The organism is Trinickia sp. NRRL B-1857 (assembly GCF_050470685.1).
GTDB lineage: Bacteria > Pseudomonadota > Gammaproteobacteria > Burkholderiales > Burkholderiaceae > Trinickia.
The window spans coordinates 3,272,846-3,288,192 of record NZ_JBFLUK010000001.1 but is presented as its reverse complement, the minus strand read 5'-3'; the positions used below and the strand labels follow the sequence as shown (position 1 = coordinate 3,288,192).

General features: G+C 62.4%; 14 protein-coding genes. 9 read left to right on the top strand and 5 right to left on the bottom strand.

Annotated elements, in window-relative coordinates; translation table 11 throughout:
- Positions 1-74 precede the first annotated feature (74 nt).
- Both AB1286_RS14685 and AB1286_RS14680 read right to left on the bottom strand, forming a co-directional pair.
- Complete coding sequence (locus AB1286_RS14685) at positions 75-803, bottom strand: DsbC family protein (protein WP_430363956.1); 729 nt, start codon at positions 801-803, stop codon at positions 75-77.
- Between the two features lie 128 nt (positions 804-931).
- Positions 932-2,104, bottom strand: coding sequence for a UbiH/UbiF family hydroxylase (locus tag AB1286_RS14680; protein ID WP_430363955.1), 1,173 nt, complete (start codon positions 2,102-2,104; stop codon positions 932-934).
- Positions 2,105-2,382: 278 nt separating this feature from the next.
- Here AB1286_RS14680 and AB1286_RS14675 point away from each other — a divergent pair, with 278 nt between their 5' ends.
- Positions 2,383-5,754, top strand: a complete 3,372-nt coding sequence (locus AB1286_RS14675) for a hypothetical protein (protein WP_430363954.1) — start codon at positions 2,383-2,385, stop codon at positions 5,752-5,754.
- Positions 5,755-5,826: 72 nt separating this feature from the next.
- Here AB1286_RS14675 and AB1286_RS14670 read toward each other — a convergent pair whose 3' ends face one another.
- Positions 5,827-6,138, bottom strand: a complete 312-nt coding sequence (locus tag AB1286_RS14670; RefSeq protein ID WP_430363953.1) for a cupin — start codon at positions 6,136-6,138, stop codon at positions 5,827-5,829.
- A gap of 151 nt (positions 6,139-6,289) precedes the next feature.
- Positions 6,290-7,798 carry a sensor domain-containing diguanylate cyclase gene (locus AB1286_RS14665; RefSeq protein WP_430365071.1) on the bottom strand — a complete coding sequence of 503 codons (1,509 nt, stop codon included), beginning with the start codon at positions 7,796-7,798 and terminating at the stop codon, positions 6,290-6,292.
- Between the two features lie 518 nt (positions 7,799-8,316).
- On the opposite strand from AB1286_RS14665, the gene ychF reads away from it, so the two are divergent.
- The 3 genes from ychF to AB1286_RS14650 all read left to right on the top strand — a co-directional run bounded on the left by ychF (position 8,317) and on the right by AB1286_RS14650 (position 10,449).
- Entirely contained in the window at positions 8,317-9,411 is a 1,095-nt protein-coding gene (gene ychF / locus AB1286_RS14660; RefSeq protein ID WP_430363952.1) for a redox-regulated ATPase YchF, read from the top strand.
- A 184-nt stretch (positions 9,412-9,595) separates the two neighbouring features.
- Complete coding sequence (locus AB1286_RS14655; RefSeq protein ID WP_430365070.1) at positions 9,596-9,943, top strand: type II toxin-antitoxin system PrlF family antitoxin; 348 nt, start codon at positions 9,596-9,598, stop codon at positions 9,941-9,943.
- Complete coding sequence (locus tag AB1286_RS14650) at positions 9,940-10,449, top strand: type II toxin-antitoxin system YhaV family toxin (RefSeq protein ID WP_430363951.1); 510 nt, start codon at positions 9,940-9,942, stop codon at positions 10,447-10,449. The genes AB1286_RS14655 and AB1286_RS14650 overlap by 4 nt, the downstream gene beginning before the upstream one ends.
- An 85-nt stretch (positions 10,450-10,534) precedes the next feature.
- On the opposite strand, the gene AB1286_RS14645 is transcribed toward AB1286_RS14650, so the two are convergent.
- The gene (locus tag AB1286_RS14645) at positions 10,535-11,824 is read right to left on the bottom strand and encodes a glycosyltransferase (RefSeq protein ID WP_430363950.1); all 1,290 of its coding nucleotides are present in this window, start codon (positions 11,822-11,824) and stop codon (positions 10,535-10,537) included.
- 98 nt (positions 11,825-11,922) lie between these two features.
- On the opposite strand from AB1286_RS14645, the gene AB1286_RS14640 reads away from it, so the two are divergent.
- The 5 genes from AB1286_RS14640 (at position 11,923) to ettA (ending at position 15,341) form a co-directional block, all read left to right on the top strand.
- A complete protein-coding gene (locus AB1286_RS14640) occupies positions 11,923-12,585 on the top strand; it encodes a TetR/AcrR family transcriptional regulator (RefSeq protein ID WP_430363949.1) in 663 nt (220 codons plus the stop codon).
- A gap of 143 nt (positions 12,586-12,728) precedes the next feature.
- On the top strand, positions 12,729-13,004 hold the full coding sequence (locus AB1286_RS14635; RefSeq protein WP_430363948.1) for a hypothetical protein: 276 nt from the start codon (positions 12,729-12,731) through the stop codon (positions 13,002-13,004).
- Positions 13,005-13,059: 55 nt separating this feature from the next.
- Entirely contained in the window at positions 13,060-13,194 is a 135-nt protein-coding gene (locus tag AB1286_RS14630) for a hypothetical protein (RefSeq protein ID WP_430363947.1), read from the top strand.
- A complete protein-coding gene (locus tag AB1286_RS14625) occupies positions 13,194-13,415 on the top strand; it encodes a hypothetical protein (RefSeq protein ID WP_430363946.1) in 222 nt (73 codons plus the stop codon). Before AB1286_RS14630 ends, AB1286_RS14625 begins: the two co-directional genes overlap by 1 nt.
- A gap of 258 nt (positions 13,416-13,673) precedes the next feature.
- Positions 13,674-15,341, top strand: a complete 1,668-nt coding sequence (gene ettA / locus AB1286_RS14620; RefSeq protein ID WP_430363945.1) for an energy-dependent translational throttle protein EttA — start codon at positions 13,674-13,676, stop codon at positions 15,339-15,341.
- Positions 15,342-15,347 lie beyond the last annotated feature (6 nt).

Below are 15,347 nucleotides of genomic sequence, written 5' to 3'. Positions count from 1 at the left end.
GTTGTTGGAATAAAAATAGAGCCTGGGTGCCTAGGTGCTTAGTGCCTTTTGCTTGGCCGAGGCGTGCCTCGCGCTCAGTGCGCGCTCGTCAGCGCATCGTTGAGGTCGCCGGCCGATACGGCACCGGGCAACCGGCGTCCGTCGGACAAGATGATCGTCGGCGTGCCGGTCACGTTCAGCCCGTGCCCCAGCGCGAGGTTCTTATCGAGTACGGACGTGTCGCAATTCGCAGCGGCGCTGGCGGGCGCTTGGCGATTGAGCATCCAAGCCTCCCAGGCCTTCGCGCGATCGCCCGAGCACCAGATCGCCTTGGACTTGACGAGCGAATCGGGCGACAGGACCGGATACAGGAACGTATAGACGGTGACGTTGTCGACCGACTTCAACGTCGTTTCCAACTGTTTGCAATACGGGCAGTTCGGATCGGAGAACACGGCGATGCGGCGGCTGCCGTTGCCTTTCACGACCTTGACCGCGCGATCGAGCGGGAGGCTCGCGAAGTCGATCTTGTTCAATTCGGACAGACGCGCTTCGCTCAAATTGGCGCGCGTTTTCGTGTCGACGAGCTCGCCCGCGATCACGTAATCGCCGGACGCATCCGAGTAGATCATCTGGCTGCCCAGATTGACTTCATATAGCCCCGGAATCGGGGCCTTCGTGATGCTCTTGATCTGTACTTCGGGCAAACGCGCTTGCAGCGTCGACTTGAGCTTGTCGGTCGTTTGATCGGCGTGGGCCGTGCAGCCAAGCAAGACGGCGGCGGCAAACGCCGCGCCGGCTGCGATTCGCATGACGTTGGGCATGACAGTGTCCTTGCGGTGTCGTTGGGTTCCAGGGCCGCGCACAAGCGGCGGCGCATGAGTGAATCGATAAGGTACGCGGTTGCGGCGTGTTGCGCCCGGCACATCGGCGCCGGGGCACGTCCTTCCTATTATCCGAGCGCAGCCGAGACGAGCCAGCGCTTGACGAGCGGTTGCGCGCCGACGAAAGACATCCCCGCGTTGCGCACCGACCGCGCCAGCACGCCCGGTACGGAAAACAAGCGCTGCAAGCCGTCGGTTGCGACGGTCAGCGCTCCGATGTCCTCCCGCCGCGCGCGCTCATAGCGACGCAGCAGCACCGGATCGCCGAGATCGCGGAAGGCTTCCTTCTTCGCGATCACTTCGGCCAGCGCCGCGACGTCGCGCAAGCCGAGGTTCATCCCTTGGCCGGCGAGCGGATGGATCAAATGCGCGGCATCGCCGACGAGCGCGACGCGCGGCGCGATCAACCGATCGACCGACTGGCGCGCGAGCGGAAATCCGTGCGCGGGCCCGACGCAATCGAGGGCGCCGAGCCGGCCATGCGTGGCTTGCTCGACGGCCGCCTCGAGTTGTGCGGGGGCAAGCGCAAGCAGCTCGCGGGCGTGATCGGTTTGCGCCGACCACACTAACGATACATGAGCGTCGGGCAGCGGCAACAGCGCGACGATCTCGCCGCCGACGAACCATTGATATGCCGTCTCACCATGTGGCTTCTCGGCCTTGAAATTGGCGACGACACCCGTTTGCCGGTAATCGCGGCGCGTCACGTGCGCGCCGATCTGCGCGCGCACCCAAGAATGTGCGCCGTCCGCGCCGACGACGAGATCGGCCTCGAGGACCCGGCCGTTCGCGAGCGCGAGGCAGGCCACGTCGGGCTTGACGTCGAGGCCTTGCGCCCGTGTATCGAGCCAGCTCACCTGCGGCTGGAAACGCAACGCGGCGTCGAGCGCGTGCTCGATCAGCGAAGACTCGGCGATCCAGGCGAGTTGGGGCACGGCCGATTGGAACGCCGAGAAATGCAGCTCTGAGAGCGCGTCGCCGAAGACGCGCATGTCGTAGACAGGAGCGAGCCGGTCATGGTCGAGTGCTTGCCAGATGCGCAGCCGCTCGAGCAGCGCCTGAGAGCTAGCGGAAAGCGCGTAGATGCGGGCGTCGAACGGGACGTCGGCCGGGCGCGGCGCAGCCGGCTGCGCGACTAGCGCAACGCGCAGCCCCGCTTGAGCGAGCGCCAGCGCGGCGCTTTTGCCGACGAGGCCGCCGCCGACGACGGCAACATGGAACGTCTGATGATGGGCGGTCATGGGGGGCAATTATAGCCGCGCGCCGCAAACCGCCGCCTCGTATGGCACGCGCCGGCATCCGCCGAGGCCGCGCTGCGACGATACGCCTCGGGCTGCACCTCCCCGTAGGACCAGCGCACCGTCGCGCGCCGCCAGCGCGGACCGACTACGAAACACGCTTGCTTACGAAGGCTTTCAATGTCGGATAGTTATGGATAAACCCGAAACTCCCGTCAACCTGCTCGATCCGCCCCCTTAAACGACCCGCGGCGCGGTATCGAGCCGTATTCGGAGGCACAATGGTCTTTCCGGTGGACTATCCGACCCCTACCCCGAGCCCTGCGCCGGGGCCTGTCCCACAACCGCCGGGGGCGACGCCCAAACCGCAGACGACCGCTCAGCCGAGCACCACCCCAAGCAAGCCCGCGATACCCGACGCCAAAGTCATCGCCGCGCAACTCGCCGCCGGCCAGACGCTAAAGGCCGGTGAGGCGATCCGTTCGGCCAACGGCCAGTACGAACTCGAGATGCAGAAAGACGGCAATCTCGTGCTGTACGACGTAGCAAACGGCAACTCGCTCTGGTCGTCCAATACGTCCGGCAGCGGCGCGCAGGCCGTCCGGCTAGACGCCGGCGGCGACTTGCAGGTCATGAAGGGCAATGACGTCGTCTGGGAAACGAAAACCAGCGGACGCGTAAATCCTTCGCTCGTCATGCAAGACGACGGCAACCTCGTACTGGGTGCGCAGACCGTCGACCAAGGCAAAACGTCGAAAACGGCACCGGTCTGGAGTTCGAACACGGCGGCGCTGCCCGTGGATATCGTCGGGCAGAACGGCGCCACGCAGGCCTCGTCGATCCCGACCGTCAACACGCCGGCCGTCACGTTCGCACCCGGCTCACCCGAACTCGGCTTGAAGACGTACACCATCCACTGTCCCGAATCTTCGACGGGCTCGGCATGGAGCATTTATGAGCAGAACGGCGTAACGGGGCTGCCCGGCACGCTCGATCAGAATTTGGCCGCGACGCCATATCTGGACCGAAAAGCGTTCGGCACGCGCCCGGCCAATCCGCAGGACGCGGTCTATAAGATCCCGAACGGGCAGCAGGTCACGATTCTCGACTCGACCCGATTGGACGATCTCGAGAAAGAACGCACTCAACTGTCCGATGTGGAGCACGCCAGCAGCGCGGACGACAAGGCGAACAAGACCGTCGCGCTCGCCGGCACGATCGAGGACGAACTCGATTACGCGGGGACGCAACAAGCGGTGCCCGACGTGAAAGCGCTTGCGCAGTCGATTTCGGCGCGGGCGCCCGACGACAAAGATTTCCAGAGCGCCGTGCAAACGGCCACGGCGCTTTACAGCGCTAGGCTGGACGCGCAAGGACGCACCGCCGACCAAATCGGCAAGATTCAGCAAGCGGCCGCCAGAGGCGATTGGTCGACTGTGCAACAGCTCACCGCACAGCAAGTTGCCGCGACGGTGGGCAAAGACACCGGTTCGAATGCGCTCGGCGACATGATGGCCCGTGGCACTGTCTATGCCACCTACGCGGGCGGAGACCCGAAGTTCGCGCAAGCCGTGCGCGCGGGCGTCGTACAGGCCGAGCAGCAAGTTCTCGTTACCGATCCCGTCAATCAGGTGGACGCCGCCCTCAAGCAGCACGGCGGCGCAGCGGCGATGGCGCTGCTGAACAAGATCACGGATCCGGCCACGGCATTGCCGGGCCAGGTCGCGCAAATCATGTCGGACAAGACGATCCAGGCGGACGTCAAACAGAGCCTGCAACAAGCGAATTGGGAGGACGATTCGTCCAAGCAGATGATGAACGACCTCGCCGCGGCGTGCCAGCACAGCGTCGAGGCCGACTCGGGAACGGTCGGCTCGGGGACCCAAGCCGTCAAATCGATCGCCGACTCGGTCATCTCCGTCTACGACAAGATGAACCAGCAGCCGCAATTGATGGAGGATCCTTCGGCGGCGACGAAGATCTTCACGGGCGCGGCATCGAGCGGCAACATCGCACTGGGATTGGCCGTCGCAGCCCAGGCCGGCACAGCGAATCGTCCCGAGGTGCAATCCGCGGCGATCGACGGCACCCGCATCGGGATGGATCAGTTTTCGGCCCACAGCAAGGACCTCACGAGCAAAACCGATCAGGACGCCGCGTTCTTCGCCTACGGCTTTCACGACTTCGGCGGCAACAGCTCGCCGGCCGAGCAAAGCAAGTATCTGCAAAAGATGCTTCAGGACAACCCGACGCAAGCGAAGACGCTCAACGACGACGGCCTCGCCGATTTGGCCCAGCAAGAAAGCCTGAACGGCATGCGCACGGCGATCGCTGCATTCTCGCCCGACTTGAATGGCGTCGAAGGCTTCAACGTGAACGTCAGCAACGGTCGTTATACGAATCCGACGCTTCATACGTCGTCGAAAAGCGTCCTTTCGGCGCTCGACAGCTCGCCGCAAATGCAATCGACCACGAGTGCGGGCACGGCGCAGACCTCGGGCAATGCGCCGCCGACGAACATGCTCTGGCTCATGCGCTCGACGCGCAACGCCGCCTATCAAGCGAGCAAGGCATATCTAGAGCTCAATCCGAATACGATCAGCAATCTGAGCAAGAGCAATCTGATCCCCGATGCCATCAAGTCGAAGCTCTTCACGAGCGACGGAGCTGCGGCACAAAGCTGGGTGGTGAACCTGGCCGAGCGCTTCAACAAGGGCGTCAGCGGCAGCTTATTCCTCGCCAACGGTCAGTTTCTGATGCAGGCGTTCGCCGGTGAGCCGCACAACATCGGCAACCTCATTCAAGACGGCAGCTATGTCGGTCCGCACTTGTTCTTCGGCGCAACGCAATCGCTGAACGCGGTATTGCCGAGCAACCTCGACACCGTGCGCCCCTACTCGGGCAACACGGCGCTCCAGAAGCTCATTTCGCAACAGCAGGACCGCGTGCTGGCATCGGGCTTGAACGACACGATGAAGACCGCGTTGAACGGCGTGCTCGGTACGATGGCGAAAGATACGGTCGATGGCTTGTACCTGGGCGTCGATACCTCGAACGCCATCTATTACTACACGCAAGGAGGCTCCGCCGCGAATTACCTGCGCGGCACGGGCGATACGGTCAGCGCGCTCGGCGATGCCGCGTTTCTCACGGGCGCAGCCGTCGATGCGGGCGTGGTCGGCGTGGACGGCGCGTTCCTCGGCTTGGGGGCCGGCGCGCTCGGGTGGACCGGCGTCGGGGCTGCGCTGATGCTCGTCGGGGCCGGGATCTACACGATCGGCAACGCCGAATCGCATTCGCACAAGTTCGACGGCAGCGATCAGGCGCTGCTCGAAGCGATGGGCGTGCATTCGGACGTCGCCGAGCAATTGGCCAAGCACTCGTTTTCGTTCAGTACGAACGCACCGAGCGCGGGCCCGTTCTTGGCCGGCTATTTCAAGAACGCGCACCTGTCCGACTCAGACATGGTCTCCTGGCTCAATACGCTCACGCCGCATCAAGCCGACATCATGGCGACTCAGTTGAAGGACTTCGAGCAGAAATGGCCGACCGATAAGAGCGATCAGGACTATGCCATCCAGTTCTTCACCAGCACGCTCCAAGACTTCGGCATCAAGCCCCCGCCCGGCATCACCGTCGCGGGCGGTCACTGACGTCTCGTCAGGCGGCTGACTCCCGCTGCCGCGGGCCTCGCTCCGAGCGATCGGTGCGGGGCCCCGTCGGACTCAAACGCTGCCTTGCTTCTCGATGACCAGCACGCGCGCCTCGCCGACCGGATGCGCCACGTGCTCGGTGCCCACCGATGCGAAAAAGATATCGCCGACGTTCATGAGGACCGACCGCACTTCTTCGCCTTCGCGGAAATCCATGCGCACTTGCCCGTCCATGACGGCAAACACTTCCTCTCCGTCGTTGACATGCCATTCGTAGGGCTTGTCGGTCCAATGCAAGCGCACTGAGATTTCGCCCATGGTGGCGATGTCGAGCGCGCCCCAGGCGCGCTGCGCCGTGAATCGGCGGCTTTCTATGACGTTCATCGGTTGTCCTTCGTAGATGCGAATATGACGGCCGTTGCCGGATGCTTATTGTCGGATAAGCGGCCGCATGCCGAAATCGCCTTTCAGGACAATTCGAAATCAAATCCTGCCGTCATGGAACAGATACGCCGCGCCTCTCGCGATGTAGCCGCTACTCCTGGACCCCGGCGGCCGAGGCGAGCGCCAGATGCACGTCGCACACGGAGACCTTGTTGCGCCCGGTCGCCTTTGCGTCGTATAGCGCGCGATCCGCGGCGCGTATGACCTCGGTGACGTCGTCATCGGTTTCGGGCGTCCACGCTGCCGCGCCGATACTCGCCGTAACGCGCCCGTGCTCGCTGGCCGCATGTTCGATACCGAGATTGCTGATCGCGGCTCGAATGTTTTCGGCAATGGCGAGCGCCCCTTGCGGGGCCGTATCGGGCAGCACGACGAGAAACTCCTCGCCGCCGTAGCGCGCGGCGCTGTCGGCCGGCCGGCGAATGTTGTCGCCGATGCATCGCGCGACCGCGGCCAGGGCGTCGTCGCCGGCCTGGTGGCCATAGGCATCGTTGTAGGCCTTGAAGCGATCGACATCGACGAACAGCAAGGAAAAGACGTTGCGCGTGCGCCGGGCCCGGCGCCACTCGGCATCGAGAATCTCGCCGAGCGTGCGACGGTTGTTCAATCCGGTGAGTCCGTCGATGCGCGCCAGCAACGCCAATTCGCTTTCGGCCCTCATCCGGCGGCGTAGCTGCGCGGCCAACACCGCGGCCAGCACGACGAAGGCGACAGCGAACGTCGCCATCAGCGATCCGATGATGAGGGCGCGACGCGTCCAAGCCGCATAGATGTCCGACTCGCCCTGCGCCACCATGATGATGAGCGGCAGACCGTTCAGGTGCTTGAAGTAATAGAGCCGACGAACGCCGTCGATCGTCGACGTGTCGGAAAACGTGCCCTCGCGCGCGGAGAGAAATTTTCGGAAAGTGCTGGCCTTGCCGATATTGCGTCCGATGATCTCCGGATCGAAGGGCTGACGCATCACCATCATCCCGTCGTCGCGAATCAACGCTATCGAGCCCTGGCCGCCGAGTTGCAGCCCCGAGAATAAGTCGTGAAAGTAGGCAAGCTGTATCGCCACCATCGCGATGCCTTCGAACGAACCGTCGCGCGCCGAGATACGACGGCTCAAGGCGATACTGGGCGAGCCGCTGCGCAGCCGAGACGTGTACGGATCGCTGACATAGAGCCCGACATTCGGGTTGTCTCGTTGAATAGTGAAGTAGCGCCGGTCGCCAAAGCTTAAGGAGGGCGGCGTATCGCTTAGCGAGTCGAGCGCAATGCGTCCGGTCGAATCGAGCACCAGCATAGAACCGAGGTAGCTGGCGGACGCTGCTCGATCGAACAGCACCTCTCGGCGCACGCGGGCAGGCAGCGCCATGATTTCGGGATCGCGCACGCCGTCGATAACCGCTTGCAACGAAAGCGAATAAAGCTCGAAGTTTCGCAGGATGTCGCGCTCGGCGATCACAGCGACATTGCGCGATGTCTCGCTCGCGCGTGCAAAGGCGTCGTCGCGCGATTGGTAGAGCGCCACGCCGCACAGCGTGACCATGAAGCACGCGGTGATCAGCGCACCGACGACGACGGCGGGCGGCGCGAGCGGATTGAACCGCAGCCGACGCCAGAAAAAACGACCTGGGCTAGCTTGTGCGGTCCGAAGATCCTCGCCAGTTCCTTGCATGCCGGCCCCATGATCGAAAGACGACTGTCGGTGCATCTGCGCGCGCATGTGGTCAAGTTTAGCATCGAGAACTTCGCTAAGGAGCAAGCGCCGCACCGGTTTGAAGCCGACTTCCATGCGATCGGTGCCGGCCAAGCACGAACAAGGCGCAGCACTCCGATGGGTCCGCCGTTGCGTCGGGTGGAATGCCTAGGTATCGACGATGCTTGCTCTGACGTGAACTGCGCCCTACCCGCAAGACGCGGCCGGGACCTCCTGCCGTTCCGGGCCTGCGAACGCGTTACAATTGCGGCTTATGGAGTACATCCGGGTATAGGGTCGTCGCGCGAACGCGCCGGTCATCCCGTTTGTCTCGTCCCCGAATTCACCTTGCGGCCGTCGCTCTCCGATCCCAGCCGGAGATCAACAGACCCGACGCCTAGCCGCAAACCGTCGATATACAAGGTCTTTGCATGAGCCTCAAATGCGGCATCGTCGGCTTGCCCAACGTCGGCAAGTCCACCCTGTTCAACGCCTTGACCAAAGCGGGCATCGCCGCTGAAAACTATCCCTTCTGCACGATCGAGCCGAACGTCGGCGTGGTCGAAGTGCCCGACGCGCGACTGAAGGCACTCGCCGACATCGTCAAACCCGAGCGGATCTTGCCGGCCGTCGTCGAGTTCGTCGACATCGCCGGTCTCGTCGCCGGCGCGAGCAAGGGTGAAGGGCTCGGCAACCAATTCCTGGCGAACATTCGCGAAACCGATGCGATCACGCACGTCGTCCGCTGCTTCGAAGACGAAAACGTGATCCACGTCGCCGGTAAGGTCGATCCGCTGTCGGATATCGAAGTCATCAACACCGAACTGGCGCTCGCCGATCTGGCGACGGTCGAGAAGTCGCTCACGCGTTACGCCAAGGCCGCGAAGTCGGGCAACGACAAGGAGGCGGTCAAACTGGCCGCCGTGCTCGAAAAGGCACGCGCCCAACTGGATGGCGCCAAGCCCATTCGTGCGCTCGACCTGTCCGACGAGGAAGCCGCGCTCCTCAAACCGTTCTGCCTCATCACGGCCAAGCCGACGATGTACGTGGCGAACGTCAAGGAAGACGGGTTCGAAAACAATCCGCATCTCGACGCCGTACGCAAATACGCCGAAGCCGAGAAATCGCCGGTCGTCGCCGTGTGCGCAGCGATCGAGGCGGAAATCGCCGACCTCGCGGACGAAGATAAGGAAGTCTTCCTGGCCGATATGGGCATGGACGAACCGGGCCTGAACCGCGTGATCCGCGCGGGCTTCAAGCTGCTCGGCCTGCAAACCTATTTCACGGCCGGCGTGAAGGAAGTGCGCGCGTGGACGATTCATATCGGCGATACCGCACCGCAAGCGGCCGGCGTCATCCACACCGATTTCGAGCGCGGCTTCATTCGGGCCCAGACGATCTCGTTCGACGATTTCGTCACCTACAAGGGTGAGCAAGGCGCGAAGGAAGCCGGCAAGATGCGCGCCGAAGGCAAGGAGTATGTGGTGCACGACGGCGACGTAATGAACTTCTTGTTCAACGTCTAAGTACGGGGCGAGGGGAATCACCCTCGCCTTGCACCGCGCCGGTTCGGAAGAATCGACGTCATGCCAAACCCCGCGCCATGCGGGGTTTTTGCATTTTTCGACCATCCAGACCAGGTAATGCAATCGCATTGACCAAACAATGCGATTGCATTACCATGTTTGCCTCTACACGAAGGAGAGGGACATGTCTTACGCGCTCCCGGACGACGCCGATTTCTTCGAAGCCGAGTCTTCGCTGACAGACCGCTACCAAACGACGGTGCCGGAAATCGTCCGGCGATTTCTCAGGCTGGATAAGAGGGATAAGATCCATTACCGGATCAAACCGACCGGTGAAGTGATCATGGAGCGAGCTTCCGCCGAGGAGGAGGATCCGGCATTCGGCCCGTTCCTGGCCTTTCTTGCTCGAGATATGGAAGCGCACCCCGAAACGCTTCGCTCGTTTCCCGCTGAGTTCGTGCGGCGCGTGCGAGCATTGACCAAAGACGTTGAGATCGACCTTGACGCCCCGCTTTCGCCGGACGATGAATGACGAAGACGGCCGAGACGTTTGAAGTGAATGCGAACGGGTGGAGCATCTATGCTCATCCCTGCTTTCTGGACCAGTTCGAATCGCTCTACAACGAAGTCGAAGCGCTGAAAGAAAAGTTTCCGCGAGAGTATTCCCAAAGGAATGCGGCGAAACGGCTAGCGGCTATCGAAAAGCTAACGTTCACTGTCATTCCACAAGATCCGGAAAATGAGGGCTACCGGCAAGGCGGGACACGAGGCGATGACAGAAAACATTGGTTCCGCGCCAAATTTTTCCAGCAATATCGTTTGTTTTTCCGTTATCACAAGCCAAGTCGAATCATCGTCTTCGGTTGGGTCAACGATGATCAGACGAAGCGGGCATATGGCTCTGCTAGCGATGCCTACAAGATGTTCAGTAAGATGCTCGATAACAAGCGCCCGCCGGACGATTGGCAAACGCTTTTGAGCGAGGCGATTAGAGCGTCAGGACGGCTCGCGCGAGCAGTAGGCGCAGCGACGGAATAGAGCGTGCCCGCCTCGACGAAAGAAAGTCTGGTCAGCCACATCGCGTTGGTCCCTGCGGTACCGGCAAGCGCCGAGAATACCGACACTACGCATGCGCATTGACGGGGCAAATCCCCACGCTCCTGAGCTCTTGCCCAGCAGCCGCCAACCGCTCGATCGCCGCAACCGCCGTACGCACGCCGTCTTCTTGCCGCATCGCCTCCCCCAACTCGCGCGCACGCGCCTGCGTCGAGTTCAGCAAGCCGAAGCCGATAGCACGTTCGAACGCCGACGCCGTAGGCGCATTGCCGTCGACCGCCGGGGCCGCCGCGCCGAGCCGATGCAATCGATCCGCCCAAAAGCATTGATCGCCCGCAAACGGTACTACGACAGACGGTTTGCCTGAGCGCGTCGCCGAATGCGTCGTACCCGCGCCGCCGTGATGCATCACGAGCGCCACACGTGGAAACAACCAAGCATGCGACGTCTGGCCGACGACAAAAAAGTTAGCGGGCAGCCGCGTAGCATCGATACCGCTCCACCCCGGGTAGAACAACGCGCGGCGCCCGCCGATCGCCTCGATCAACGCCGACATCAATCGCTCCCGATCGAACCCGGCCATGCTGCCGAACCCGATATAGATCGGCGGCTCTCCGGCCTCTAAAAATGAAGACAACGCATCGGGGGGCGACCACCTCGCGCCATCATCCAGCGATGCAGCCCATTGTCCGCAGACCATCGCCTGAGACGGCCAATCGGCCGGTTGCGGCAGCAACGTGCGCGACACGCCGTACAAGATCGGATGATCGGTCCAATTGTGGCGGCGCGGCGCGAGCGAGCACACGTCGACGCGCGCTGCATTCGTTGCCCGGCGAAAGGCGCGCCAAATCATGCCGTTGACGAAAGTATGGCTCATGCGATGCATGAAACCGGGCACCGCCCCGGGCCGCAAAAACGGCGAAGCGAACGCGCGAGTCGGGGTGATCGGTATCATCGACGCGCCGATCGCCGGAATCCTCAAATACTCGGCGACGGATAAGCCGACAAACGATGCAAGCGCGGACATGACGATCGCATCGCTACCTTGCGCCGCCTCCTTGACCTCGCGCATCCAAGCCGCCGTATTGGCGTTCGCGATTACCGCAAGCGCTTTCGCCGTGGCCTGCGCGCCGCTGCGCCTGCCGACGATCGAACCCAACGTTTCGCCCGGCATCAACGCTTGCCTGATGTCGCCCGAAAGCGCCTTGGACGGCACGCCGAGCGCGTCAGCCGAGTGCAAGGTCGCGCCGTCCGCCAAGATGCAAGCCTCGTGTCCCGCGTCGATCAATCCTCGGCAAAGTGCCGCGAGCGGCCGCGTATCGCCTTCTGTGCCATACGTTGCTACGGTAAATTTCATGGTTTGTCGTCGCCCCGCTTGTCGCGGACCGCGCCGCGGATTAAAAGAATACGATGTATATTAATGCACGTCGTGCATTTTTTCAGAGAATATCACGCATGACAACTGTCGAGGACACGGGACGCCGGGAGCGCAAGCGCTTGCAGATGGTCGCCCATCTGGTCGGGGTAGCCGGACGCCTATTCGAGAGCCAGCCGTATGGCACGGTCACGATGGAGCAGATCGCGCAGGAGGCCGATGTGGCCAAACGCACGCTCTACAACCACTTCCCGACCAAGGAAGCATTGCTCGCGCATTGGCTCGAGGTCGAACTGAAGCGCGATTTGGAACGGTTGGCGCCCGAGTTGCAGCGACGGCGCGGCTTCGTCTCTCGTATATCGGCCGAACTCGATGCTTCAGCCGATTGGTGCGCGCGACACCCAGCTCACCTCGCCGCTTATCTGCGCCATCGCTTCTTGTCGCTCGGCGAAGCGCCCTCCCAAACGCCGGCGCGCGCCGATCCCGACCGCGGCGACATCACGCAGCTATGGCATACGTTGATTGCGGAGGCACAGGCGGCCGGAGAAGTGACGAAACGTTTCTCTACGACGCAGCTAACGACTTGGTTTCACCATTTGTATCTAGGAACGTTGATGCGCTGGCTCATGCAGCCGAAGCTCGGGCTGCAAGAGGAGTTCGCGCAAATGGTCGGGCTTTTCATGGATGGAGCGGGCGAGCACGCCGCATCCGCGTCGAGCGGTTCCCGCGGCGGCATGCATTGAGCATGCGCGCGGTGCGTAGCGCTTCGCCCAACAACCGGACTGCACCGTCATGCTCCTCTTTCTCAGTGATATGCTCACGGTCGCGCGGTATTGCCCCTACGGGCCATCGATGGCGTCACTCACAAAAATACGAGAGAGAGCATATGGGCCAAATCTGTAAAACCGGCTTTTATCCGGTCTTTAAAGAAAATATGGAAGCGATCGGGCTGACCGCACCATCGAACCTTTTCGCGACACAAACGAGCGCGCTTGGCGCGATTGGGCAACTCGCCGCGATCGTAAAGACAATGGGCATGAAGGTGACGCTTCCGGAACTGATCGGCGCCGGTCAGGCCGTCGAAAAGCTCGCGTACGTCGGCGCCCTTTACGGAGCCTACTACCTGGGCGGCATGATCGGCATGCCTAGCAGTGGCCGGTGACGCTTTTTATGCGTGCAAAGCGGGCCCAGGCGCTGCCTCACGGATGCATCGAGCGATGTTCGCATCCGGTATCGCGCTGTCGGCGCCGATGCAGATATTCTTGCTACACCATCCTGAATTGTTCGATTCGTCGTATCCGCAGCGCAAGACATACGGGATGCGGGCACGCGCGGGAACAGGATTGAAGTGATGAAAGCATGGCTCATCGATCGCGGACTCCTACTGTTATGTTCAGTAGCATTTGTCGGCGGCGTGATCTTTCTATCGCGATGGATTGGCAACGACAATGTATATTCGATCGTCGTCACGATGACTGCCGTCGCGCTTTGGTTCCGGGTAGCCCGCCTCACCAAACTATTGCGTCAACATGGCATCGACCCGGACGAGGGACGCACGAAGCTCGAGCGATAAGCACGAGCCCAGCCCGCCGCGGCGACGGCGGTATACCGCCGAAGGCCTCGAAAGCAGCGCGCTTGCCGAGCACAATGAGCGCCAGATCAATGTGCGGCGGCGGATCGACGCCGCGCTCGCAATTTGCAACTGGCTCCGGCGTCCCGATTGATAAAATGACGCGTTGCAAGCGCTGACGAGCGTCCGCGTTTCCTCTCCATTCACCCGCGTGCCGCCTCGCTTATCGAAGGCGGCGGCCCGTTTCGTTTATTCAAGCACATGGCCCAATACGTCTTCACCATGAACCGGGTCGGCAAAATCGTGCCGCCCAAGCGTCAGATCCTGAAAGACATCTCCCTGTCTTTCTTCCCCGGCGCAAAAATCGGCGTGCTCGGCCTCAACGGCTCGGGCAAGTCGACCCTCATTCGCATCATGGCCGGTGTCGATCGCGACATCGAAGGCGAAGCGACGCCGATGCCGAACCTGAACATCGGCTACTTGCCCCAAGAACCGCAGCTCGATCCCGAAAAGACCGTGCGCGAGGCTGTCGAAGACGGGCTCGGCGACGTGTTCCAAGCCCAGAAGAAGCTCGATGAAATCTACGCGGCCTACGCGGAACCCGACGCCGATTTCGACGCGCTCGCCGCCGAGCAAGCGAAGTACGAGGCCATTCTCGCGGCCAGCGACGGCGGTAGCCCCGAGCAGCAGCTCGAGGTCGCCGCCGACGCGCTGCGCCTGCCCGCCTGGGACGCGAAGGTCGCACACCTGTCGGGCGGTGAAAAACGCCGCGTCGCGCTGTGCAAGCTCTTGCTCGAAAAACCCGACATGCTGCTGCTCGACGAGCCGACCAACCACCTCGACGCCGAATCGGTCGAATGGCTCGAACAATTCCTGACGCGCTTCCCGGGCACGGTCGTCGCCGTCACCCACGATCGCTACTTCCTCGACAACGCGGCCGAGTGGATTCTCGAACTCGATCGCGGACACGGCATCCCTTGGAAGGGCAACTACAGCAGCTGGCTGGATCAAAAAGAAGACCGCCTGAAGCAAGAAGAAGCCGCCGAATCGGCGCGCCAAAAGGCGATCAAGAAGGAATTGGAGTGGGTCCGCCAAAACCCGAAGGGACGCCAAGCGAAATCGAAGGCGCGGATCGCCCGCTTCGAGGAGCTGTCGAGCCAGGACTACCAAAAGCGCAACGAGACGCAGGAAATCTTCATCCCGGTCGGCGATCGGCTCGGCAACGAGGTCATCGAGTTCAAGAACGTCAGCAAGGCATACGGCGATCGGCTGCTCCTCGACAATCTCAGTTTCAAGGTGCCGGCCGGCGCGATCGTCGGCATCATCGGCCCGAACGGCGCGGGCAAGTCGACGCTGTTCCGCATGCTCACGGGGCGCGAAACGCCCGATTCGGGCACGATCGAAATGGGACCGACGGTCAAGCTCGCCTATGTCGATCAAAGCCGCGATGCGCTGGACGGCACGAAGAGCGTGTTCGAGGAAATTTCGGGCGGCGCCGACGTCCTCACCGTCGGTAAGTACGAAACGCCGTCGCGCGCCTATATCGGCCGCTTCAACTTCAAGGGCGCGGATCAGCAAAAGAACGTCGGCAACCTGTCGGGCGGCGAACGCGGCCGCTTGCATCTGGCCAAGACGCTGATCGCCGGCGGTAACGTGCTGCTACTGGATGAGCCGTCGAACGACCTCGACGTCGAAACGCTGCGCGCGCTCGAAGACGCTCTGCTCGAATTCGCGGGCTCGGTGATGGTGATCTCGCACGATCGCTGGTTCCTCGATCGGATCGCGACGCACATCCTCGCGTTCGAGGGCGATTCGCAAGCCGTCTTCTTCGACGGCAACTACCAGGAATACGAGGCGGATAAGCGCAAACGCCTGGGCGAAGAAGGCGCCAAGCCCAAGCGTCTGCGCTACAAGCCGATCACGCGCTGATCGACG

What these genes read in the sequence shown, in the direction of transcription:
- AB1286_RS14685 (WP_430363956.1), bottom strand. Translation starts at nt 803, where the DNA reads ATGCCCAACGTCATGCGAATCGCAGCCGGCGCGGCGTTTGCCGCCGCC.
- AB1286_RS14680 (WP_430363955.1), bottom strand. Translation starts at nt 2,104, where the DNA reads ATGACCGCCCATCATCAGACGTTCCATGTTGCCGTCGTCGGCGGCGGC.
- AB1286_RS14675 (WP_430363954.1), top strand. Translation starts at nt 2,383, where the DNA reads ATGGTCTTTCCGGTGGACTATCCGACCCCTACCCCGAGCCCTGCGCCG.
- AB1286_RS14670 (WP_430363953.1), bottom strand. Translation starts at nt 6,138, where the DNA reads ATGAACGTCATAGAAAGCCGCCGATTCACGGCGCAGCGCGCCTGGGGC.
- ychF (WP_430363952.1), top strand. Translation starts at nt 8,317, where the DNA reads ATGAGCCTCAAATGCGGCATCGTCGGCTTGCCCAACGTCGGCAAGTCC.
- AB1286_RS14655 (WP_430365070.1), top strand. Translation starts at nt 9,596, where the DNA reads ATGTCTTACGCGCTCCCGGACGACGCCGATTTCTTCGAAGCCGAGTCT.
- AB1286_RS14650 (WP_430363951.1), top strand. Translation starts at nt 9,940, where the DNA reads ATGACGAAGACGGCCGAGACGTTTGAAGTGAATGCGAACGGGTGGAGC.
- AB1286_RS14645 (WP_430363950.1), bottom strand. Translation starts at nt 11,824, where the DNA reads ATGAAATTTACCGTAGCAACGTATGGCACAGAAGGCGATACGCGGCCG.
- AB1286_RS14640 (WP_430363949.1), top strand. Translation starts at nt 11,923, where the DNA reads ATGACAACTGTCGAGGACACGGGACGCCGGGAGCGCAAGCGCTTGCAG.
- AB1286_RS14635 (WP_430363948.1), top strand. Translation starts at nt 12,729, where the DNA reads ATGGGCCAAATCTGTAAAACCGGCTTTTATCCGGTCTTTAAAGAAAAT.
- AB1286_RS14630 (WP_430363947.1), top strand. Translation starts at nt 13,060, where the DNA reads ATGTTCGCATCCGGTATCGCGCTGTCGGCGCCGATGCAGATATTCTTG.
- AB1286_RS14625 (WP_430363946.1), top strand. Translation starts at nt 13,194, where the DNA reads ATGAAAGCATGGCTCATCGATCGCGGACTCCTACTGTTATGTTCAGTA.
- ettA (WP_430363945.1), top strand. Translation starts at nt 13,674, where the DNA reads ATGGCCCAATACGTCTTCACCATGAACCGGGTCGGCAAAATCGTGCCG.